This window comes from Selenomonas oralis (assembly GCF_051603425.1).
Taxonomy (GTDB): domain Bacteria; phylum Bacillota; class Negativicutes; order Selenomonadales; family Selenomonadaceae; genus Selenomonas; species Selenomonas sputigena_A.
Window position 1 is genome coordinate 2,046,018 of the sequence record NZ_CP194411.1, and the last position, 14,920, is coordinate 2,060,937.

Genomic DNA, 14,920 nt, shown 5'->3' on the forward strand with positions numbered 1-14,920 from the left:
GTGAAGGCGTATACTTACATTCTCGTTTGTGCGGACGGCACGCTTTATACGGGCTGGACGAACAATCTTGAAAAACGCCTTGCCGCACACAATGCAGGCAGGGGTGCGAAGTACACAAGGAGCCGCTGTCCCGTGCGGCTCCTTTACTATGAGGAATTTGCCCAAAAGAGTGAGGCGCAGAGCCGTGAGTGTGCGATAAAACGTCTGCCGCGTGAGAAGAAAATGGCACTGGTACAGGGAGGCGTGAAGGATGAGGCGGCCGTCCCGGAAGGGAAAAAATAACGGAAAACAGGCGCAGGGCGGCGAATTTTCGGCGGGTAAAAGGCGGGGCTTTCGTTGACAAGGCGAGACGGTGCACCTATAATATGAAAGATATGAAGCATCCAGAAAAAGGGGAAGATGGCGATGGCAGAAAAGCGCGTAATGCTGACAGAAGAAGGATACAAGAAGCTGCAGGAGAAGCTGGACTATTTGAAGAGCGTGCGGCGTATCGAGGTGTCGGAGAGGCTCAAGGCGGCAATCGCGCTCGGCGATCTCTCGGAGAACTCGGAGTATGATGACGCAAAGAATGAGCAGGCTTTTCTTGAGGGTGAGATTCTCGACCTTGAGGCGAAGATCAGGAACAGCGATATCATCAAGAGCGATGCCGCTTCCGATACGGTGCAGATGGGCAGTACAGTCGTGATTCGTGATGTTGAGGCAGGGGAAGAGGATACTTATACGATTGTGGGAACGGCCGAGGCCGATCCCACAGAATTCAAGATTTCAAATGAATCACCTGTCGGCGCTGCCATTATCGGCACAAAAGTAGGAGATATCGTAGATGTTCATGCTCCGGCCGGCATCATCAAGTATGAGGTTCGCGAGATCAAGGCGTGATTTCTGCGGCCATAGATGGGAGAAGAAAAATTGGCAGATAAGAAGCAGGATGCAGTGCAGAAGGAAGATTTAAACGATCTCATGCGGGTGCGGCGTGAGAAGATGGAAAAGTTCCGTGAGATGGGCGTCGCTCCTTTCGGGCATCGCTATGAGGTGACGCATCATGCGCAGGAGGTTCTCGATGCGTTTGCCCGCTTGGGAGATGAAGAAGAGGCTGCGGAGGAGGTCAGACTTGCAGGACGCCTGATGGCGATTCGCGGTCATGGCAAGGCGAGCTTCGCTGTACTTATGGATTTGTCGGGCCGCATCCAAATATATTTCAAACTCGATGTTCTGGGCGAGGAGAAGTACAAGGAATTCAAGCTCCTTGATATCGGTGACATCATCGGTGTGGCAGGGCCTGTTTTCCGCACGCGGCGCGGGGAGCTTACGGTGCGTGTTGATGATTTCGACCTTCTTTCGAAATCACTTCGACCGCTGCCGGAGAAATTCCATGGCCTCAAGGATGTGGAGATGCGCTATCGGCAGCGTTACGTTGACCTCATCATGAATCCGGAGGTTAAGAATACTTTTGTCGCCCGTACGAAGATCATCCAGGCTATCCGCCGCTATCTTGATGAACGCGGTTTCCTTGAGGTGGAAACTCCGGTGATGTCGACGATTGCGGGCGGTGCGGCTGCAAAGCCCTTTGTAACGTACCACAATGCACTCAATATGGAGCTGTATTTGCGCATTGCGACGGAGTTGAATTTGAAGCGTCTCATCGTAGGCGGTCTCGAGCGTGTTTACGAGCTTGGCCGTGTTTTTCGCAATGAAGGCATCGATGTGCGCCACAACCCGGAGTTTACCTCCATTGAGATTTATCAGGCGTATGCGGATTACAACGACCTCATGGATGTGACAGAGGGCATCTGCTGCCAGGCGGCGATGGATGTGCTCGGAACAACGGTTATCCGTTACGAGGATACGGAAATCGATCTCGCGAAGATCAAGCGCATCAGCATGAACGATGCGGTGAAGGAAGCGACGGGGCAGGATTTTCTGAGTGCCAAGACGGTTGAGGAAGCACGTGCTATGGCGGATACGATCGGGGTCTCTTATGAGCCGCAGCACGGCATCGGCGGAATCCTCAATGAAGCTTTCGAGGCGAAGGTTGAGGATTCCCTGATACAGCCGACGTTTATTACGGGGCATCCGACAGAAATTTCGCCTTTGGCGAAGCGCAATCCCGAGAATCCGCTGATTACGGATCGTTTCGAGTTTTACGTCTATGGTCGTGAACTGGCAAATGGCTTCACCGAACTCAACGATCCGATTGACCAGGAACAGCGTTTCCTTGATCAAGTGAAGCAGAGGGAAGCGGGCGACGATGAGGCGCACCCGATGGATCGCGACTATATTACGGCGATGGAGTACGGCCTGCCGCCGACAGGAGGTCTGGGCATCGGCGTTGATCGCCTTGTGATGCTCTTGACGGACAGTCCTTCGATCCGCGACGTGCTTTTCTTCCCACATATGCGCCCGGAGGCGACGCGCGACGGAGCGGCAACGGAAGAGTAAAGGAGACGACTAAAACGCCCCGCAGTTTTGCGGGGCGTTGCTGTATTGCCTCTATAAAGGAAGGATTTTCGCTCTCTTTGACGAATTGCTAAAATAAATGGATATGCTCTTTGGGGTGTGGTCTTTCCCCGGGGATGAATAAAAGGAAAGAAGGATGTTCCATGGGTATGAACGATATGATGGAGGGCCAGGCGCGTCCGGCCAGGATGCGCTCCCAAGCAGAGGTGAAGGCACAGTATGAAGTGAAGATCAAAAAGTATAATGAATTGATGCAGGCGCAAGGCGACCATCGTGAGCAGCGCATGGAACTTTATGCTGAGATCAAATTGCTTGGCTGGGTGCTCGGCAAGAAGGAAAAAGCGGTTATCGATGAGATTGGTACGCATCATATCAATCGTTAAAAGTCTGTATTTCGAGTTTTTTAGGAGAGGCGGACGGGTTCCCGAAATGGGCGGGCCGTCCGCTTTTTTCTTTTTCGGCTGCGGTTTATCGTTGGACGCAATATTCCGGTGTGGCGAAGCGGAGCAGGTCGTTCTTTTTGTTTCGTCCATCTGACAACTGTGCTATAATGAGTTTATTCAATCATCGTAGGAAGATTTTAGGAGGATGTCTCGTGGATTTAAGTATTGTAGAGCTTTTGAAAACTGTTATTCTGGGTATTGTGGAAGGGCTGACAGAATGGCTGCCAATCAGCAGCACGGGGCATATGATTCTTGTCGATGAGTTTATCAAGCTGGATGTGTCGAAACAATTCATGGATATGTTCCTCGTCGTTATTCAGCTTGGTGCAATTCTTGCTGTTGTCGTACTGAATTTCGAGAAGCTTAACCCCTTTTCCAGCTGGAAAGCGCGTTGGGAAAAGAGGGATACTTGGCGCCTTTGGTACAAGGTCATTCTCGCTTGTATTCCGGCAGGCGTCATAGGGCTTCTGTTCAATAAATATATGGAAGAACATTTTATGACAGCGCCTGTTGTCGCGGCGACTTTGATTTTTTACGGCATGATGTTCATTCTTGTTGAAACTTACAACAAGCGGCGTTCGCCGCGCATCCGTGAGATCGAAGATCTTGATTACAAGACCGCATTCATTATCGGGCTCTTCCAAGTGCTGTCTCTTGTGCCGGGTACTTCGCGCTCAGGGGCGACGATCCTTGGCGGCATTCTTTTCGGTACGTCGCGTTATGTTGCGGCGGAGTTCACGTTCTTTCTGGCAATCCCGATCATGTTTGGTGCGAGTTTCCTGAAGCTCTTCAAGTTTGGCTGGCATTATACGGGAAGCGAGATTTTGATTCTTGTGGTGGGGATGGCGACAGCCTTTGTCGTTTCGATTCTCTCGATAAAATTTCTGCTGCGATATATCAAGAATAACGATTTCAAGGCTTTCGGCTGGTACCGCATTGCACTTGGTCTTCTCGTCGTGCTCTATCTCTTTTTCGTCGGTGATCCGGTGCAGGGCTAAGGGGGAACAATCATGCGTTTTGTATCCTGGAATGTCAACGGACTGCGCGCGTGCCTTGGAAAGGGATTCATGCAGTCCTTTAAGGAACTCGATGCCGACGTTTTCGGCGTGCAGGAGACGAAGATGCAGCCCGAGCAGGCGATTTTGGAGCTCACGGGCTATAAGCAGTATTGGAACAGCGCAGAGAAAAAAGGCTATTCAGGCACTGCTGTCTTCAGCCGCATTGAGCCGCTTTCTGTCAGCTGCGGCATCGGCATTGACGAACATGATCACGAGGGACGCGTCATTACGCTTGAGTTCGATGAGCTTTACTTCGTGACGGTCTACACGCCAAATTCACAGCGCGGTCTTGAGCGGCTTGCTTACCGCATGACGTGGGAAGAGGCGTTTCGCGCTTATCTCTTGGCTCTGGATGCCAAGAAACCCGTTGTCGTCTGCGGCGACCTCAACGTGGCGCATACGGAAATCGACCTCAAGAATCCCAAGACAAACCGCAAGAATGCGGGCTTCACCGACGAGGAGCGTGAAAAGATGACGGAGCTTCTCGAAGCAGGCTTTACGGACACTTTCCGTGCGCTTTATCCGGATAAGACGGGAATCTACACATGGTGGTCCTATCTGAGAAAAGCGCGAGAGACGAACGCAGGCTGGCGTATTGACTATTTTCTTGTATCTGACCGCCTCGCACCTAAGATCAAAGAGGCGACGATCCACAATGAGATTTTCGGCAGCGATCATTGTCCTGTGGGGCTTGAACTGAAATAAATGTGTGGGAAATCTTGCCCGCGCTGTATCCGGAGAGTGTATTTTTCCAGATGCAGCGCGATTTTTTATATAAAAGGTCAAAAAATCAAAAAAAGTTCTTGACTATTCTTTCGAAACTGAGTAATATAAGAACTGTGATTAGCACTCAAGCAATGCGAGTGCTAACAAGAGCTTTTTATTGGGAGGAAGATAAAAATGATTAAGCCATTGGGCGACAGAGTTGTCATCAAGGTTTCGGAAGGCGATATGAAGACGGCAAGCGGCATCGTGCTGCCGGATACGGCTAAAGAAAAGCCGCAGAAGGGTGAGGTTGTCGCAGTGGGGACGGGCAAGCTCCTCGACAATGGGCAGCGTGCTCCGATGGAAGTAAAGACCGGCGACAATGTCATCTTCTCGAAGTATTCGGGTTCTGAGGTCAAGGTGGATGAGCAGGATTATCTGATTGTCCGTGAGAGTGATATCCTCGCGATTCTCTAAGGATGCGCCGCGGGAAAAATACCGATTCGATGATATAGATGTGTTTGGAGGTTTTTTATAATGGCAAAGCAGGTTTTGTTCAATGAAGAAGCGCGCCGTGCTCTGGGCAAGGGCGTTGACGCTTTGGCGAATGCCGTAAAGGTTACGCTTGGCCCCAAGGGCCGCAATGTCGTTCTTGACAAGAAATTCGGTGCACCGACGATTACGAATGACGGCGTGACGATTGCAAAGGACATTGAACTCGAAGATCCGTTTGAGAATATGGGCGCACAGCTCGTGAAGGAAGTCGCGACGAAGACGAACGACATTGCGGGTGACGGTACGACGACGGCGACGCTTCTCGCACAGGCCATGATTCATGAAGGCATGCGCAATGTTGCTGCAGGCGCGAACCCGATGATTTTGAAGAAGGGCATCGAGCAGGCGGTCAAGAAGCTTGTCGAGGAGATCAAGAACAACTCGAAGAAGGTTGAGGGCAAGGAGGCGATTGCACAGGTCGCTGCGATTTCCTCCGGCGATGAAGAGGTTGGCGAGCTTATTGCCGAGGCCATGGAGAAGGTCGGCAAGGACGGCGTCATCACGGTTGAGGAATCGAAGTCCATGGACACGAACCTCTCCGTTGTTGAAGGCATGCAGTTTGACCGCGGTTATATCTCTCCTTACATGGTTACGGATACGGATAAGATGGAAGCCGTTCTGGAGAATCCGTACATCCTGATTACGGACCGCAAGATTTCGGCGATTGCCGATATCCTGCCGATTCTTGAAAAGGTCGTCAAGCAGGGCAAGGAGCTCATGATCATCTCTGAGGATCTTGACGGCGAGGCTCTTGCTACGCTCGTTGTCAATAAGCTGCGCGGCACGTTCAAGGCTCTTGCGGTCAAGGCTCCGGGCTTCGGCGATCGCCGTAAGGCCATGCTTGAGGATATCGCAATCCTGACGGGCGGCACGGTCATCTCGGAAGAAGTCGGCCGCAAGCTTGACAGCGTGGATATCGAAGATCTTGGTCAGGCTCGCCAGGTTCGTGCCTCGAAGGAGGAGACGACGATTGTCGACGGTTCCGGCGACAAGGCGGCGATCAATGCCCGTGTTGAGCAGATCAAGAAGCAGATTGCCGAGACGACTTCGGATTTCGACAAGGAGAAGCTGCAGGAACGTCTTGCAAAGCTTGCAGGCGGCGTTGCTGTCATTGAGATCGGCGCTGCGACTGAAGTCGAAATGAAGGATAAGAAGCTTCGCATCGAGGATGCTTTGAATGCTACTCGCGCTGCTGTGGAAGAAGGCATTGTTGCCGGCGGCGGTACGACGTTTGTCGACATCCTGTCTGCGCTTGACAGCATCAGCGCCGATGGCGATGTTCAGACGGGCATCAACATCGTGAAGCGTGCGATTGAAGAGCCTGTTCGCCAGATCGCAGACAACGCCGGTCTTGAAGGCGCTGTTGTCGTCGAGAATGTCAAGAAGGCGGCCAATGGCACGGGCTTCAACGCCTTGAACGGCGAGTATGTTGACATGATCAGCGCCGGTATCGTTGATCCGGCCAAGGTCACGCGTTCCGCCCTGCAGAATGCGGCAAGCATTGCGGCCATGGTACTCACGACGGAAACGCTTGTGGCTGACAAGCCGGAAAAAGAAGCCCCGATGCCGATGGGCGCTCCCGGCATGGGCGGCGGTATGCCGGGCATGATGTAAGCAAAAAGGGCAGGATCGGTTCGGATTTTGCGTAGGGAACTCCCCTGCAGCATCGTTGGATTGCTGCGGGGGAGTTTTTGCGCGTTCGGCATGGAGAAGAAAGCGAGGAGAAAAGGCGTAAAGTTGGCAGGAGTTTCCTGTATCTTTGGGGAATATTACAGCAATACGTATTTTCGGATTTACGGAGGAATCTTCATGGTAGAGGCAGCGGAGAAATTTAAGCGTTATTTGCAGCGCACAAAGAACGAAAGTTTTGAACGCGAAGAGCTTGGTGATGAGCATCGAAGTGTGATTTTTCGTTCGACGGTTGAAGTGCAGGGGCAGTATGTGCCGGTTGGCGTGATTTTTGATGATACGATCTATGTGGTTGTGCGCGCCAATATTGCACCGAAGGCCTTGACTGACGATAATGCTTATGAGGTTTCGAATCTTATCACACGCCTGAACAGCGGCAACAAGCTTTTTAAGTACTATCTTGCTCCGGATACGTCCGTTATCCTTGATGCGTGTATCCCCATGACGAAAGAGAATTATTCGGCGGAGCTCATCAATATGATTGTGGGTGTTGTGGCGAGAGAAATTCAGAAGCGTCATGGTGATTTTATGCGCTTGATCTGGCACAAGGATTGATCATGTGAGCCTGACGGCAAGCATTTTGCTTGTTCGAGGTTTCTTTCATGGGAGGTGTATGGATGCTGAAAAAAGGAATTGTTTTGGCGGGTGGCTCAGGCACGCGCCTTTATCCTTTGACGAAGGTTGTTTCCAAGCAGCTTATGCCAATATTTGACAAGCCGATGATTTATTATCCTTTGAGCACATTGATGCTCGCCGGCATTGAGAATATCCTTGTTATTACAACACCGCAGGACAGCTCTATGTTTGCCGCCATGCTTGGCAATGGCAGCCAATGGGGCATCCATATCTCGTATGCCGTGCAGCCTAGTCCGGATGGTCTTGCTCAGGCGTTTATTATTGGCGAGGATTTCATCGGCAAGGACGGCTGCGCTCTTGTTCTCGGAGATAATATTTTTTATGGAGCCGATCTTGTCCAACTTTTGCAGAGTGCCGCTTCCCGTGAGACGGGGGCGACGGTGTTTGCTTATTATGTCAGCAATCCGAAGCGCTACGGCGTTGTGGAGTTTGACAGGGCAGGCCGCGCCATAAGCCTTGAGGAGAAACCGCAGGAACCGCGCTCTAACTATGCAGTGACAGGGCTTTATTTTTACGACAATGATGTTGTGGATATCGCAAAGGCAGTCAAGCCTTCGGCACGCGGTGAGCTGGAAATCACTGACGTGAACAAGGCGTATCTGGAGCGAGGCGATCTCCATGTGGAAAAAATGCGGCGCGGTTTTGCTTGGCTCGATACGGGGACGCATGAGTCGCTTTTGCAGGCGGCGACTTTTGTTGAAACGATACAGGATCGCCAAGGGCTGAAGATTGCCTGTGTCGAGGAGATTGCCTACCGCATGGGATATATCGATGCAGAGCAGGTACTGCGCTTGGCTCAGCCATTGATGAAAAACGACTATGGTCGTTACTTGGAACAGCTGGTCAGGGGTTAGGGGATAAGGAATGGAAGCAATGGAAACAAGTCTCAAAGGTGTTTTTGTGCTTGAGCCGAAGGTGTTTGGCGATGCACGCGGCTGGTTCATGGAGAGCTGGTCAAAACGGAGGATGGAAGAAGCGGGGCTCTTCTATGATTTCGTGCAGGACAATCAGTCTTTTTCGGCGGAAAAGGGAACGCTACGCGGACTTCATTACCAGAAGAATCCCATGGCGCAGGCGAAGCTTTTGCGTTGTACGCGCGGCGAGATTCTCGATGTTGCCGTTGATATAAGAAAGGGTTCGCCGCAATATGCGAAGTGGGTTTCCGTACGTCTTTCTGCAGAGAATAAAAGACAGCTGATGATTCCGCGCGGTTTTGCGCACGGCTTCATCACATTGACGGATGATGTTGAAGTACAGTACAAGGCGGATAATTATTATGCGCCTGAGTGCGACGGCAATATTCTCTGGAGTGACCCGGCCATCGGCATTGACTGGGAGCTTGAACCGACCGTTCTTTCAGTGAAGGATGAGGCGGCGCCAACTCTCGCTGCAAGGGAAGCGGAGCTTAATTTCATCTATGGGGAGGAAGAGGCGTGAAGTACCTTGTGACTGGCGGCGCCGGCTTTATCGGCAGCAATTTTGTCCATTATATGCTAAGAGAACACCAGGAGGCGGAGATTTTTTGCGTCGACGCACTGACGTATGCGGGTGATTATGAATCGCTGCTCGATGTTGAGGGTGAGCCGCGCTTCCGCTTTTTTCACTGCGATATCTGTGAACGCAGGGAAATTTATAAAATTTTTCATGAGGAAAAACCTGATGTCGTTGTGAATTTTGCGGCAGAAAGTCATGTGGATCGCTCGATTGAAACGCCGGAGATATTTTTGCAGACCAATATTATCGGCACGAGCGTTCTTCTCGATGCCTGCCGTGAATATGGCATTTCCCGCTATCACCAAGTGTCGACTGATGAAGTTTATGGTGACTTGCCGCTTGATCGACCGGAGCTTTTCTTTACGGAAGAAACTCCCCTGCATGCGTCGAGCCCGTATTCGGCCTCAAAGGCGTCTGCGGATCTCCTAGTGCTTGCTTACAGCCGCACCTTTGGTCTTCCCGTGACGATCTCGCGCTGCTCCAACAATTATGGTCCGTACCATTTCCCGGAAAAGCTCATCCCTTTGATGATCGTCAAGGCGCTTGCCGATGAACGTCTGCCCGTCTATGGCGACGGTGCAAACGTGCGCGATTGGCTCTATGTTGAGGATCATTGCCGTGCCATCGATCTCGTGCTGGAAAAGGGGCGTACAGGCGAAATTTACAATATCGGCGGACATAATGAGCGTGCCAATATCGACGTCGTCAAGGTGATTTTGCTGGCTTTGGAGAAGCCGGAAAGCCTTATTTCTTACGTGGAGGATCGCAAGGGACACGATCGCCGCTATGCGATTGACCCGACGAAGATTCACCGGGAGCTTGGCTGGCTTCCTGAGACGAAATTCGAGACGGGCATCGAACAGACCATTCGTTGGTATCTTGAACATCGTACATGGTGGCAGCATATCCTTGACGGCAGCTATAGGAAGTTTTATTTGAAAAAATAAAGTGCTTTCTTCTACAGGTTTTGGGGATGAAAAAATACAAAAAGGGCTTGCGTATTTTTCTTTGGTGCTGTATACTATCAAAGTAACTTGTCAACGGGGGCGTAGCTCAGCTGGGAGAGCGCTTGCATGGCATGCAAGAGGTCAGGGGTTCGATCCCCCTCGTCTCCACCATTTTGCTATGATACGGCTTTCTGCTTTTCGCGGAAGGCCGCTTTTCTTTTTTGATTAGTCCAAAGGGAAAGAACGTGCGGTGGAACTGTATCCTTTCAGCACATGCGGGGTGAGATTGAGTGGGAGAGATGCCAAGTCTGCATCAACTGGAATGTTTTGTTATTTATGGAAGGGTAAAGAATTTTTTACAGGCTGCCAAAGAGGCGAATATCACGCAGTCCGCTTTTAGTGCGCAGATGAAAAAGCTGGAGGAGATTCTTGGCATTGCGTTGATTCATCGTTCCAACAGGGGGAGTTGCCTTACGGAAGCTGGTGAAAATTTTCTGGGCAAAGCGCAGGCCTATGTTGACGGGCTGCACGAAATCGTTTATGAGATTCAGGCACAGGCAGGCAAAGCGCCGATTGAACTCAATGTCGCTGTTTTGCGTTCTTTAGGCGATGTCCATATGAATCGGCATGTATCATATTTTCAGCAGCAAAATAAGAAAATATGCTTTAATGTTTTTGATATGGAAGAGGATGAGATCAGAAAAGGCCTTTTCGAAGGGCATATCGACGTCGCTTCGGTGTATCGTTTTGAGTCAGACGCTTATGCGGATTTCGTCTGTACGCATTTTTCCGATGATGAAATTATTTTTTTTGCTCCGCATGTTTCAGCGCCATTGGAAGGTGTTGGACAGGAATGGATGGAAAATCAGCCGTTGGTTTACTATCCGCCCAATTCTTCCATGAACAAAGTCTATCAAGAGTATTTCGCAAGAAAGCTGCCGCCGGCGGCAGCGCATCTTTCCACACCTTATGCAATGATGCATTTTTGTCAGGAAAACCCCGTGGGAGCACTTTTGCCGCGCCGCTTTATCGAGGCTCTTGGCATTACCAGGGGATTTTACACCCTGCGTCCGATGATAAAACTGGAGGCAGTGCTGGTTTATAAGAAGGATAATCCCCGATCCCGTTATATCCGCATGTATGTCGATTATATCCTGAAAATTTTTCGGGGAAAATGACGGTTTGCGTGAAAACAGGAAATTGAAGTTTGAAGATATGCGGGAAAGAATAATGAATAATAGAAAAAGACGAGTGTTATCGTTTTTTGCGATGACACTCATCTTCTTTATGCGCTATACAAATGCTTTGAGGACTTCTATAATCAAGGGCATCCTAATTCATTAAAGAAAGGTCGCTGTTATAAGTGAAGCACGAAAAATTATGGACGAAAGAGTTTATTCTCGATACGTTAATAAACTTTTTGATCTATATCATCTATTATATGCTCATGGTCATCATTGCATCGGAGGCGATACAGACGTTGAACGCCTCGATGAGTGAAGCGGGATTGGCCTCGGGTATTTTTATTCTCGGCACGCTGCTCGCGCGTATGGTGGCAGGGCATTCCATCGAACTTTATGGAAGAAAGTTCATGCTTTATGCAGGAATCGGTTTTTATCTGGGGACAACGCTTTTGTATTTCTTTGTTGATTCTCTCGCGCTTCTTTATGTAGTGCGCTGCCTGAACGGTATCGGCTACGGCATCGCTTCGACGGCGACGAGTACGATTGTTTCCAGCATTATTCCGATGGCACGCCGCGGTGAGGGAATCAATTACTATGCCTTGAGCATGAGCCTTGCCGCTGCTGTCGGACCGTTCCTTGGAATGCTCATGCAGCATACGCTGCCGTTCAATTATATCATCGATTTTTGTGTGGCAATGCTTGTTGTCTGCCTTGCTGCTGTTGTTGCGCTTAAAGTACCGGAGATGGAACTTTCAGAAGAGAAAAAAGCTGCACTTCGCGAGGTCAATATTGCCAACTTCCTTGAACCGAAAGTTACATCGATCTCTATTGTTGCGTTCATCATGGGTGTAAGCTATTCAAGTGTTTTGAGTTTCCTCGCAACGTACTCTCAGGAGCTAGGGCTTATCGGAGCGGGAACCATTTTTTTCCTCGTTTATGCTTTGACGATTACGTTGGCACGTCCTGTGGCAGGCGTTATGTTTGATCGCAAAGGCGAAGATTTCGTCATGTATCCTACATATGCCTGCCTCGCCATCGGTCTTTTGCTCCTGAGCATCACGACGGAAAGCTGGATGCTTCTCTTAGCCGGTGTGTTCGTGGGACTGGGCTATGGCACCTTTATGTCGAATGGGCAGGCGATTTGCGTCAAACTTGTCTCGGAGTACCGCATCGGCGTAGCTGTGTCTACATATTTTATCGCGCTTGACCTTGGACTTGGTGTCGGACCATATGCTCTCGGCGCATTCAAGGAAAGCATCGGATTTGGCGGAATCTATAGCGTTTGCGGCATTGCGGCATTCCTCTGCGCAGGGCTTTATTATCTGCTTTATGCGAGGAGGCGTGATGCTGCGCCTGCAGAAGAGATGAAGTTGGAAACAGCAGACTGAGAGATGCGCTGTGTGAAACGATGACGGATGTTGTCGTTTCACACAGCCGTTCTATAAAAACACGAGATCTTGTAAGCTGAAGGCCGCCCGTTCCTCTAAAATTGGAGGGGATGGGCGGCCTTTTAATGACTGTTCGAAATGGTTCATGGTGGAGGGTGCAGCACCTTGCCTTCTGTATCTGTATGACAACCATGGTCTCCGGTTAGTCCTCTTTGAATGGATAAAATAGAAGAAAAGAAAGATGTTGACAGACATTGGGGCTTCGTGTAAAATAAGGCACGTTGCGAAGAGAGCGGGCAGTAAGTGAAAGATTCGGAGAAGAACGGCAGAGGAAGTCCTGGCGGACGTAAAAACTGTGCTTGACAAAATTCACTGAAGCGAGTATACTAAAAAAGCTAGCTCAATCGAGCGGCAAACAGCCGGAGCAATTCGGCGGTGTTCCTTGAAAACTAAACAATGCAGAAATGAATCATCTATATGATTCAAGCCAGATGTCCATCAAGAGAGATCTTGATGAAACATCGATTGTGAACTACAAATTGTAAAAGCAATCGACAATTTCTTTATGCGGTTCGAGAGAATCGTATCCAAAGATAAAAAAGAGCCAATCAACGGCTCTCTGCTAAAAGCAATTTTCTCCACCACGACTGTCCTACAGTCCGGAGCGGAGAAAAAAACGCAGAGATTTTTGTGCTAGGCAAGGAATGGCGAAGCCGCGTCCCGCAGACGTACTCGTGTACGTCGAGGACACACGGCGAAGCCATGACGCAGCATAGCGCAAAAAGATCAAGTTTTTTTCGGAGAGTTTGATCCTGGCTCAGGACGAACGCTGGCGGCGTGCTTAACACATGCAAGTCGAACGGGAACCTTTGTTTCGGCAGAGGTGAGAGTGGCAAACGGGTGAGTAACACGTAGGCAACCTGCCGACAGGATGGGGACAACATTCCGAAAGGAATGCTAATACCGAATGAAGTCCGAGAGGGGCATCCCTCTTGGATGAAAGATGGCCTCTGAACATGCTATCACCTGTCGATGGGCCTGCGTCTGATTAGCCAGTTGGCGGGGTAACGGCCCACCAAAGCGACGATCAGTAGCCGGTCTGAGAGGATGAACGGCCACATTGGGACTGAGACACGGCCCAGACTCCTACGGGAGGCAGCAGTGGGGAATCTTCCACAATGGGCGAAAGCCTGATGGAGCAACGCCGCGTGAGTGAAGAAGGTCTTCGGATCGTAAAGCTCTGTTGCAGGGGACGAAAACCGGGTTTGAGAACATTGAGCCTGGGTGACGGTACCTTGCGAGGAAGCCACGGCTAACTACGTGCCAGCAGCCGCGGTAATACGTAGGTGGCGAGCGTTGTCCGGAATTATTGGGCGTAAAGGGAGCGCAGGCGGGCTGCCAAGTCCATCTTAAAAGTGCGGGGCTCAACCCCGTGAGGGGATGGAAACTGGCAGTCTTGAGTGCAGGAGAGGAAAGCGGAATTCCCAGTGTAGCGGTGAAATGCGTAGATATTGGGAGGAACACCAGTGGCGAAGGCGGCTTTCTGGACTGTAACTGACGCTGAGGCTCGAAAGCCAGGGGAGCGAACGGGATTAGATACCCCGGTAGTCCTGGCCGTAAACGATGAATGCTAGGTGTAGGAGGTATCGACCCCTCCTGTGCCGGAGTTAACGCAATAAGCATTCCGCCTGGGGAGTACGGTCGCAAGACTGAAACTCAAAGGAATTGACGGGGGCCCGCACAAGCGGTGGAGTATGTGGTTTAATTCGACGCAACGCGAAGAACCTTACCAGGGCTTGACATTGAGTGAAACGTGTAGAGATACACGCCTCCCTTCGGGGACACGAAAACAGGTGGTGCATGGCTGTCGTCAGCTCGTGTCGTGAGATGTTGGGTTAAGTCCCGCAACGAGCGCAACCCCTGTTCCTTGTTGCCAGCACGTAAAGGTGGGAACTCAAGGGAGACTGCCGTGGAGAACGCGGAGGAAGGCGGGGATGACGTCAAGTCATCATGCCCCTTATGTCCTGGGCTACACACGTACTACAATGGGATGGACAGAGGGAAGCGAGGGCGCGAGCCGGAGCGGATCCCAGAAACCGTCCCCCAGTTCGGATTGCAGGCTGCAACCCGCCTGCATGAAGTCGGAATCGCTAGTAATCGCAGGTCAGCATACTGCGGTGAATACGTTCCCGGGCCTTGTACACACCGCCCGTCACACCACGGAAGTCATTCACGCCCGAAGCCGGCGGGCCAACCGCAAGGAGGCAGCCGTCTAAGGCGGGGGCGATGACTGGGGTGAAGTCGTAACAAGGTAGCCGTATCGGAAGGTGCGGCTGGATCACCTCCTTTCTAAGGTTACAGAGC

At 50.9% G+C, this 14,920-nt stretch carries 14 protein-coding genes, 1 tRNA gene and 1 rRNA gene; all 16 read left to right on the forward strand.

Features of this window, described 5'->3' with window-relative positions:
- The 16 genes from ACRTGH_RS09720 to ACRTGH_RS09795 all read left to right on the forward strand — a co-directional run bounded on the left by ACRTGH_RS09720 (nt 1) and on the right by ACRTGH_RS09795 (nt 14,905).
- A complete protein-coding gene (locus ACRTGH_RS09720; RefSeq protein ID WP_368847477.1) occupies nt 1-282 on the forward strand; it encodes a GIY-YIG nuclease family protein in 282 nt (93 codons plus the stop codon).
- 123 nt (nt 283-405) lie between these two features.
- Entirely contained in the window at nt 406-879 is a 474-nt protein-coding gene (greA, locus tag ACRTGH_RS09725) for a transcription elongation factor GreA (RefSeq protein ID WP_368847478.1), read from the forward strand.
- Between the two features lie 15 nt (nt 880-894).
- A complete protein-coding gene (lysS, locus tag ACRTGH_RS09730; protein ID WP_368847479.1) occupies nt 895-2,439 on the forward strand; it encodes a lysine--tRNA ligase in 1,545 nt (514 codons plus the stop codon).
- A gap of 161 nt (nt 2,440-2,600) precedes the next feature.
- Nucleotides 2,601-2,840, forward strand: coding sequence for a hypothetical protein (locus ACRTGH_RS09735; protein WP_368847480.1), 240 nt, complete (start codon nt 2,601-2,603; stop codon nt 2,838-2,840).
- 212 nt (nt 2,841-3,052) lie between these two features.
- A complete protein-coding gene (locus tag ACRTGH_RS09740; protein ID WP_368847481.1) occupies nt 3,053-3,898 on the forward strand; it encodes an undecaprenyl-diphosphate phosphatase in 846 nt (281 codons plus the stop codon).
- A 12-nt stretch (nt 3,899-3,910) separates the two neighbouring features.
- Nucleotides 3,911-4,663 carry an exodeoxyribonuclease III gene (locus tag ACRTGH_RS09745; protein WP_368847482.1) on the forward strand — a complete coding sequence of 251 codons (753 nt, stop codon included), beginning with the start codon at nt 3,911-3,913 and terminating at the stop codon, nt 4,661-4,663.
- Between the two features lie 195 nt (nt 4,664-4,858).
- On the forward strand, nt 4,859-5,140 hold the full coding sequence (groES, locus tag ACRTGH_RS09750) for a co-chaperone GroES (RefSeq protein ID WP_368847483.1): 282 nt from the start codon (nt 4,859-4,861) through the stop codon (nt 5,138-5,140).
- Between the two features lie 60 nt (nt 5,141-5,200).
- The gene (gene groL / locus ACRTGH_RS09755; RefSeq protein WP_368847484.1) at nt 5,201-6,832 is read left to right on the forward strand and encodes a chaperonin GroEL; all 1,632 of its coding nucleotides are present in this window, start codon (nt 5,201-5,203) and stop codon (nt 6,830-6,832) included.
- A gap of 195 nt (nt 6,833-7,027) precedes the next feature.
- Nucleotides 7,028-7,462 carry a hypothetical protein gene (locus tag ACRTGH_RS09760; protein WP_368847485.1) on the forward strand — a complete coding sequence of 145 codons (435 nt, stop codon included), beginning with the start codon at nt 7,028-7,030 and terminating at the stop codon, nt 7,460-7,462.
- A gap of 62 nt (nt 7,463-7,524) precedes the next feature.
- On the forward strand, nt 7,525-8,397 hold the full coding sequence (rfbA, locus tag ACRTGH_RS09765; protein ID WP_368847486.1) for a glucose-1-phosphate thymidylyltransferase RfbA: 873 nt from the start codon (nt 7,525-7,527) through the stop codon (nt 8,395-8,397).
- A 10-nt stretch (nt 8,398-8,407) separates the two neighbouring features.
- Nucleotides 8,408-8,980 carry a dTDP-4-dehydrorhamnose 3,5-epimerase gene (rfbC, locus tag ACRTGH_RS09770; protein WP_368847487.1) on the forward strand — a complete coding sequence of 191 codons (573 nt, stop codon included), beginning with the start codon at nt 8,408-8,410 and terminating at the stop codon, nt 8,978-8,980.
- Nucleotides 8,977-9,984 carry a dTDP-glucose 4,6-dehydratase gene (rfbB, locus tag ACRTGH_RS09775; protein WP_368847488.1) on the forward strand — a complete coding sequence of 336 codons (1,008 nt, stop codon included), beginning with the start codon at nt 8,977-8,979 and terminating at the stop codon, nt 9,982-9,984. Before rfbC ends, rfbB begins: the two co-directional genes overlap by 4 nt.
- A gap of 95 nt (nt 9,985-10,079) precedes the next feature.
- Nucleotides 10,080-10,155: transfer RNA gene (locus ACRTGH_RS09780), tRNA-Ala, on the forward strand.
- 128 nt (nt 10,156-10,283) lie between these two features.
- Complete coding sequence (locus tag ACRTGH_RS09785; protein WP_368847495.1) at nt 10,284-11,162, forward strand: LysR family transcriptional regulator; 879 nt, start codon at nt 10,284-10,286, stop codon at nt 11,160-11,162.
- Between the two features lie 185 nt (nt 11,163-11,347).
- Nucleotides 11,348-12,556 carry an MFS transporter gene (locus ACRTGH_RS09790; RefSeq protein WP_368847489.1) on the forward strand — a complete coding sequence of 403 codons (1,209 nt, stop codon included), beginning with the start codon at nt 11,348-11,350 and terminating at the stop codon, nt 12,554-12,556.
- A 794-nt stretch (nt 12,557-13,350) separates the two neighbouring features.
- Nucleotides 13,351-14,905 (forward strand): 16S ribosomal RNA (locus tag ACRTGH_RS09795).
- The last annotated feature ends 15 nt before the right edge of the window (nt 14,906-14,920 follow it).

Coding starts and splice junctions, on each gene's coding strand:
- ACRTGH_RS09745 (WP_368847482.1), top strand. CDS start 3,911: ATGCGTTTTGTATCCTGGAATGTCAACGGACTGCGCGCGTGCCTTGGA.
- greA (WP_368847478.1), top strand. CDS start 406: ATGGCAGAAAAGCGCGTAATGCTGACAGAAGAAGGATACAAGAAGCTG.
- groL (WP_368847484.1), top strand. CDS start 5,201: ATGGCAAAGCAGGTTTTGTTCAATGAAGAAGCGCGCCGTGCTCTGGGC.
- lysS (WP_368847479.1), top strand. CDS start 895: ATGGGAGAAGAAAAATTGGCAGATAAGAAGCAGGATGCAGTGCAGAAG.
- ACRTGH_RS09735 (WP_368847480.1), top strand. CDS start 2,601: ATGGGTATGAACGATATGATGGAGGGCCAGGCGCGTCCGGCCAGGATG.
- ACRTGH_RS09760 (WP_368847485.1), top strand. CDS start 7,028: ATGGTAGAGGCAGCGGAGAAATTTAAGCGTTATTTGCAGCGCACAAAG.
- groES (WP_368847483.1), top strand. CDS start 4,859: ATGATTAAGCCATTGGGCGACAGAGTTGTCATCAAGGTTTCGGAAGGC.
- rfbC (WP_368847487.1), top strand. CDS start 8,408: ATGGAAGCAATGGAAACAAGTCTCAAAGGTGTTTTTGTGCTTGAGCCG.
- rfbA (WP_368847486.1), top strand. CDS start 7,525: ATGCTGAAAAAAGGAATTGTTTTGGCGGGTGGCTCAGGCACGCGCCTT.
- ACRTGH_RS09785 (WP_368847495.1), top strand. CDS start 10,284: ATGCCAAGTCTGCATCAACTGGAATGTTTTGTTATTTATGGAAGGGTA.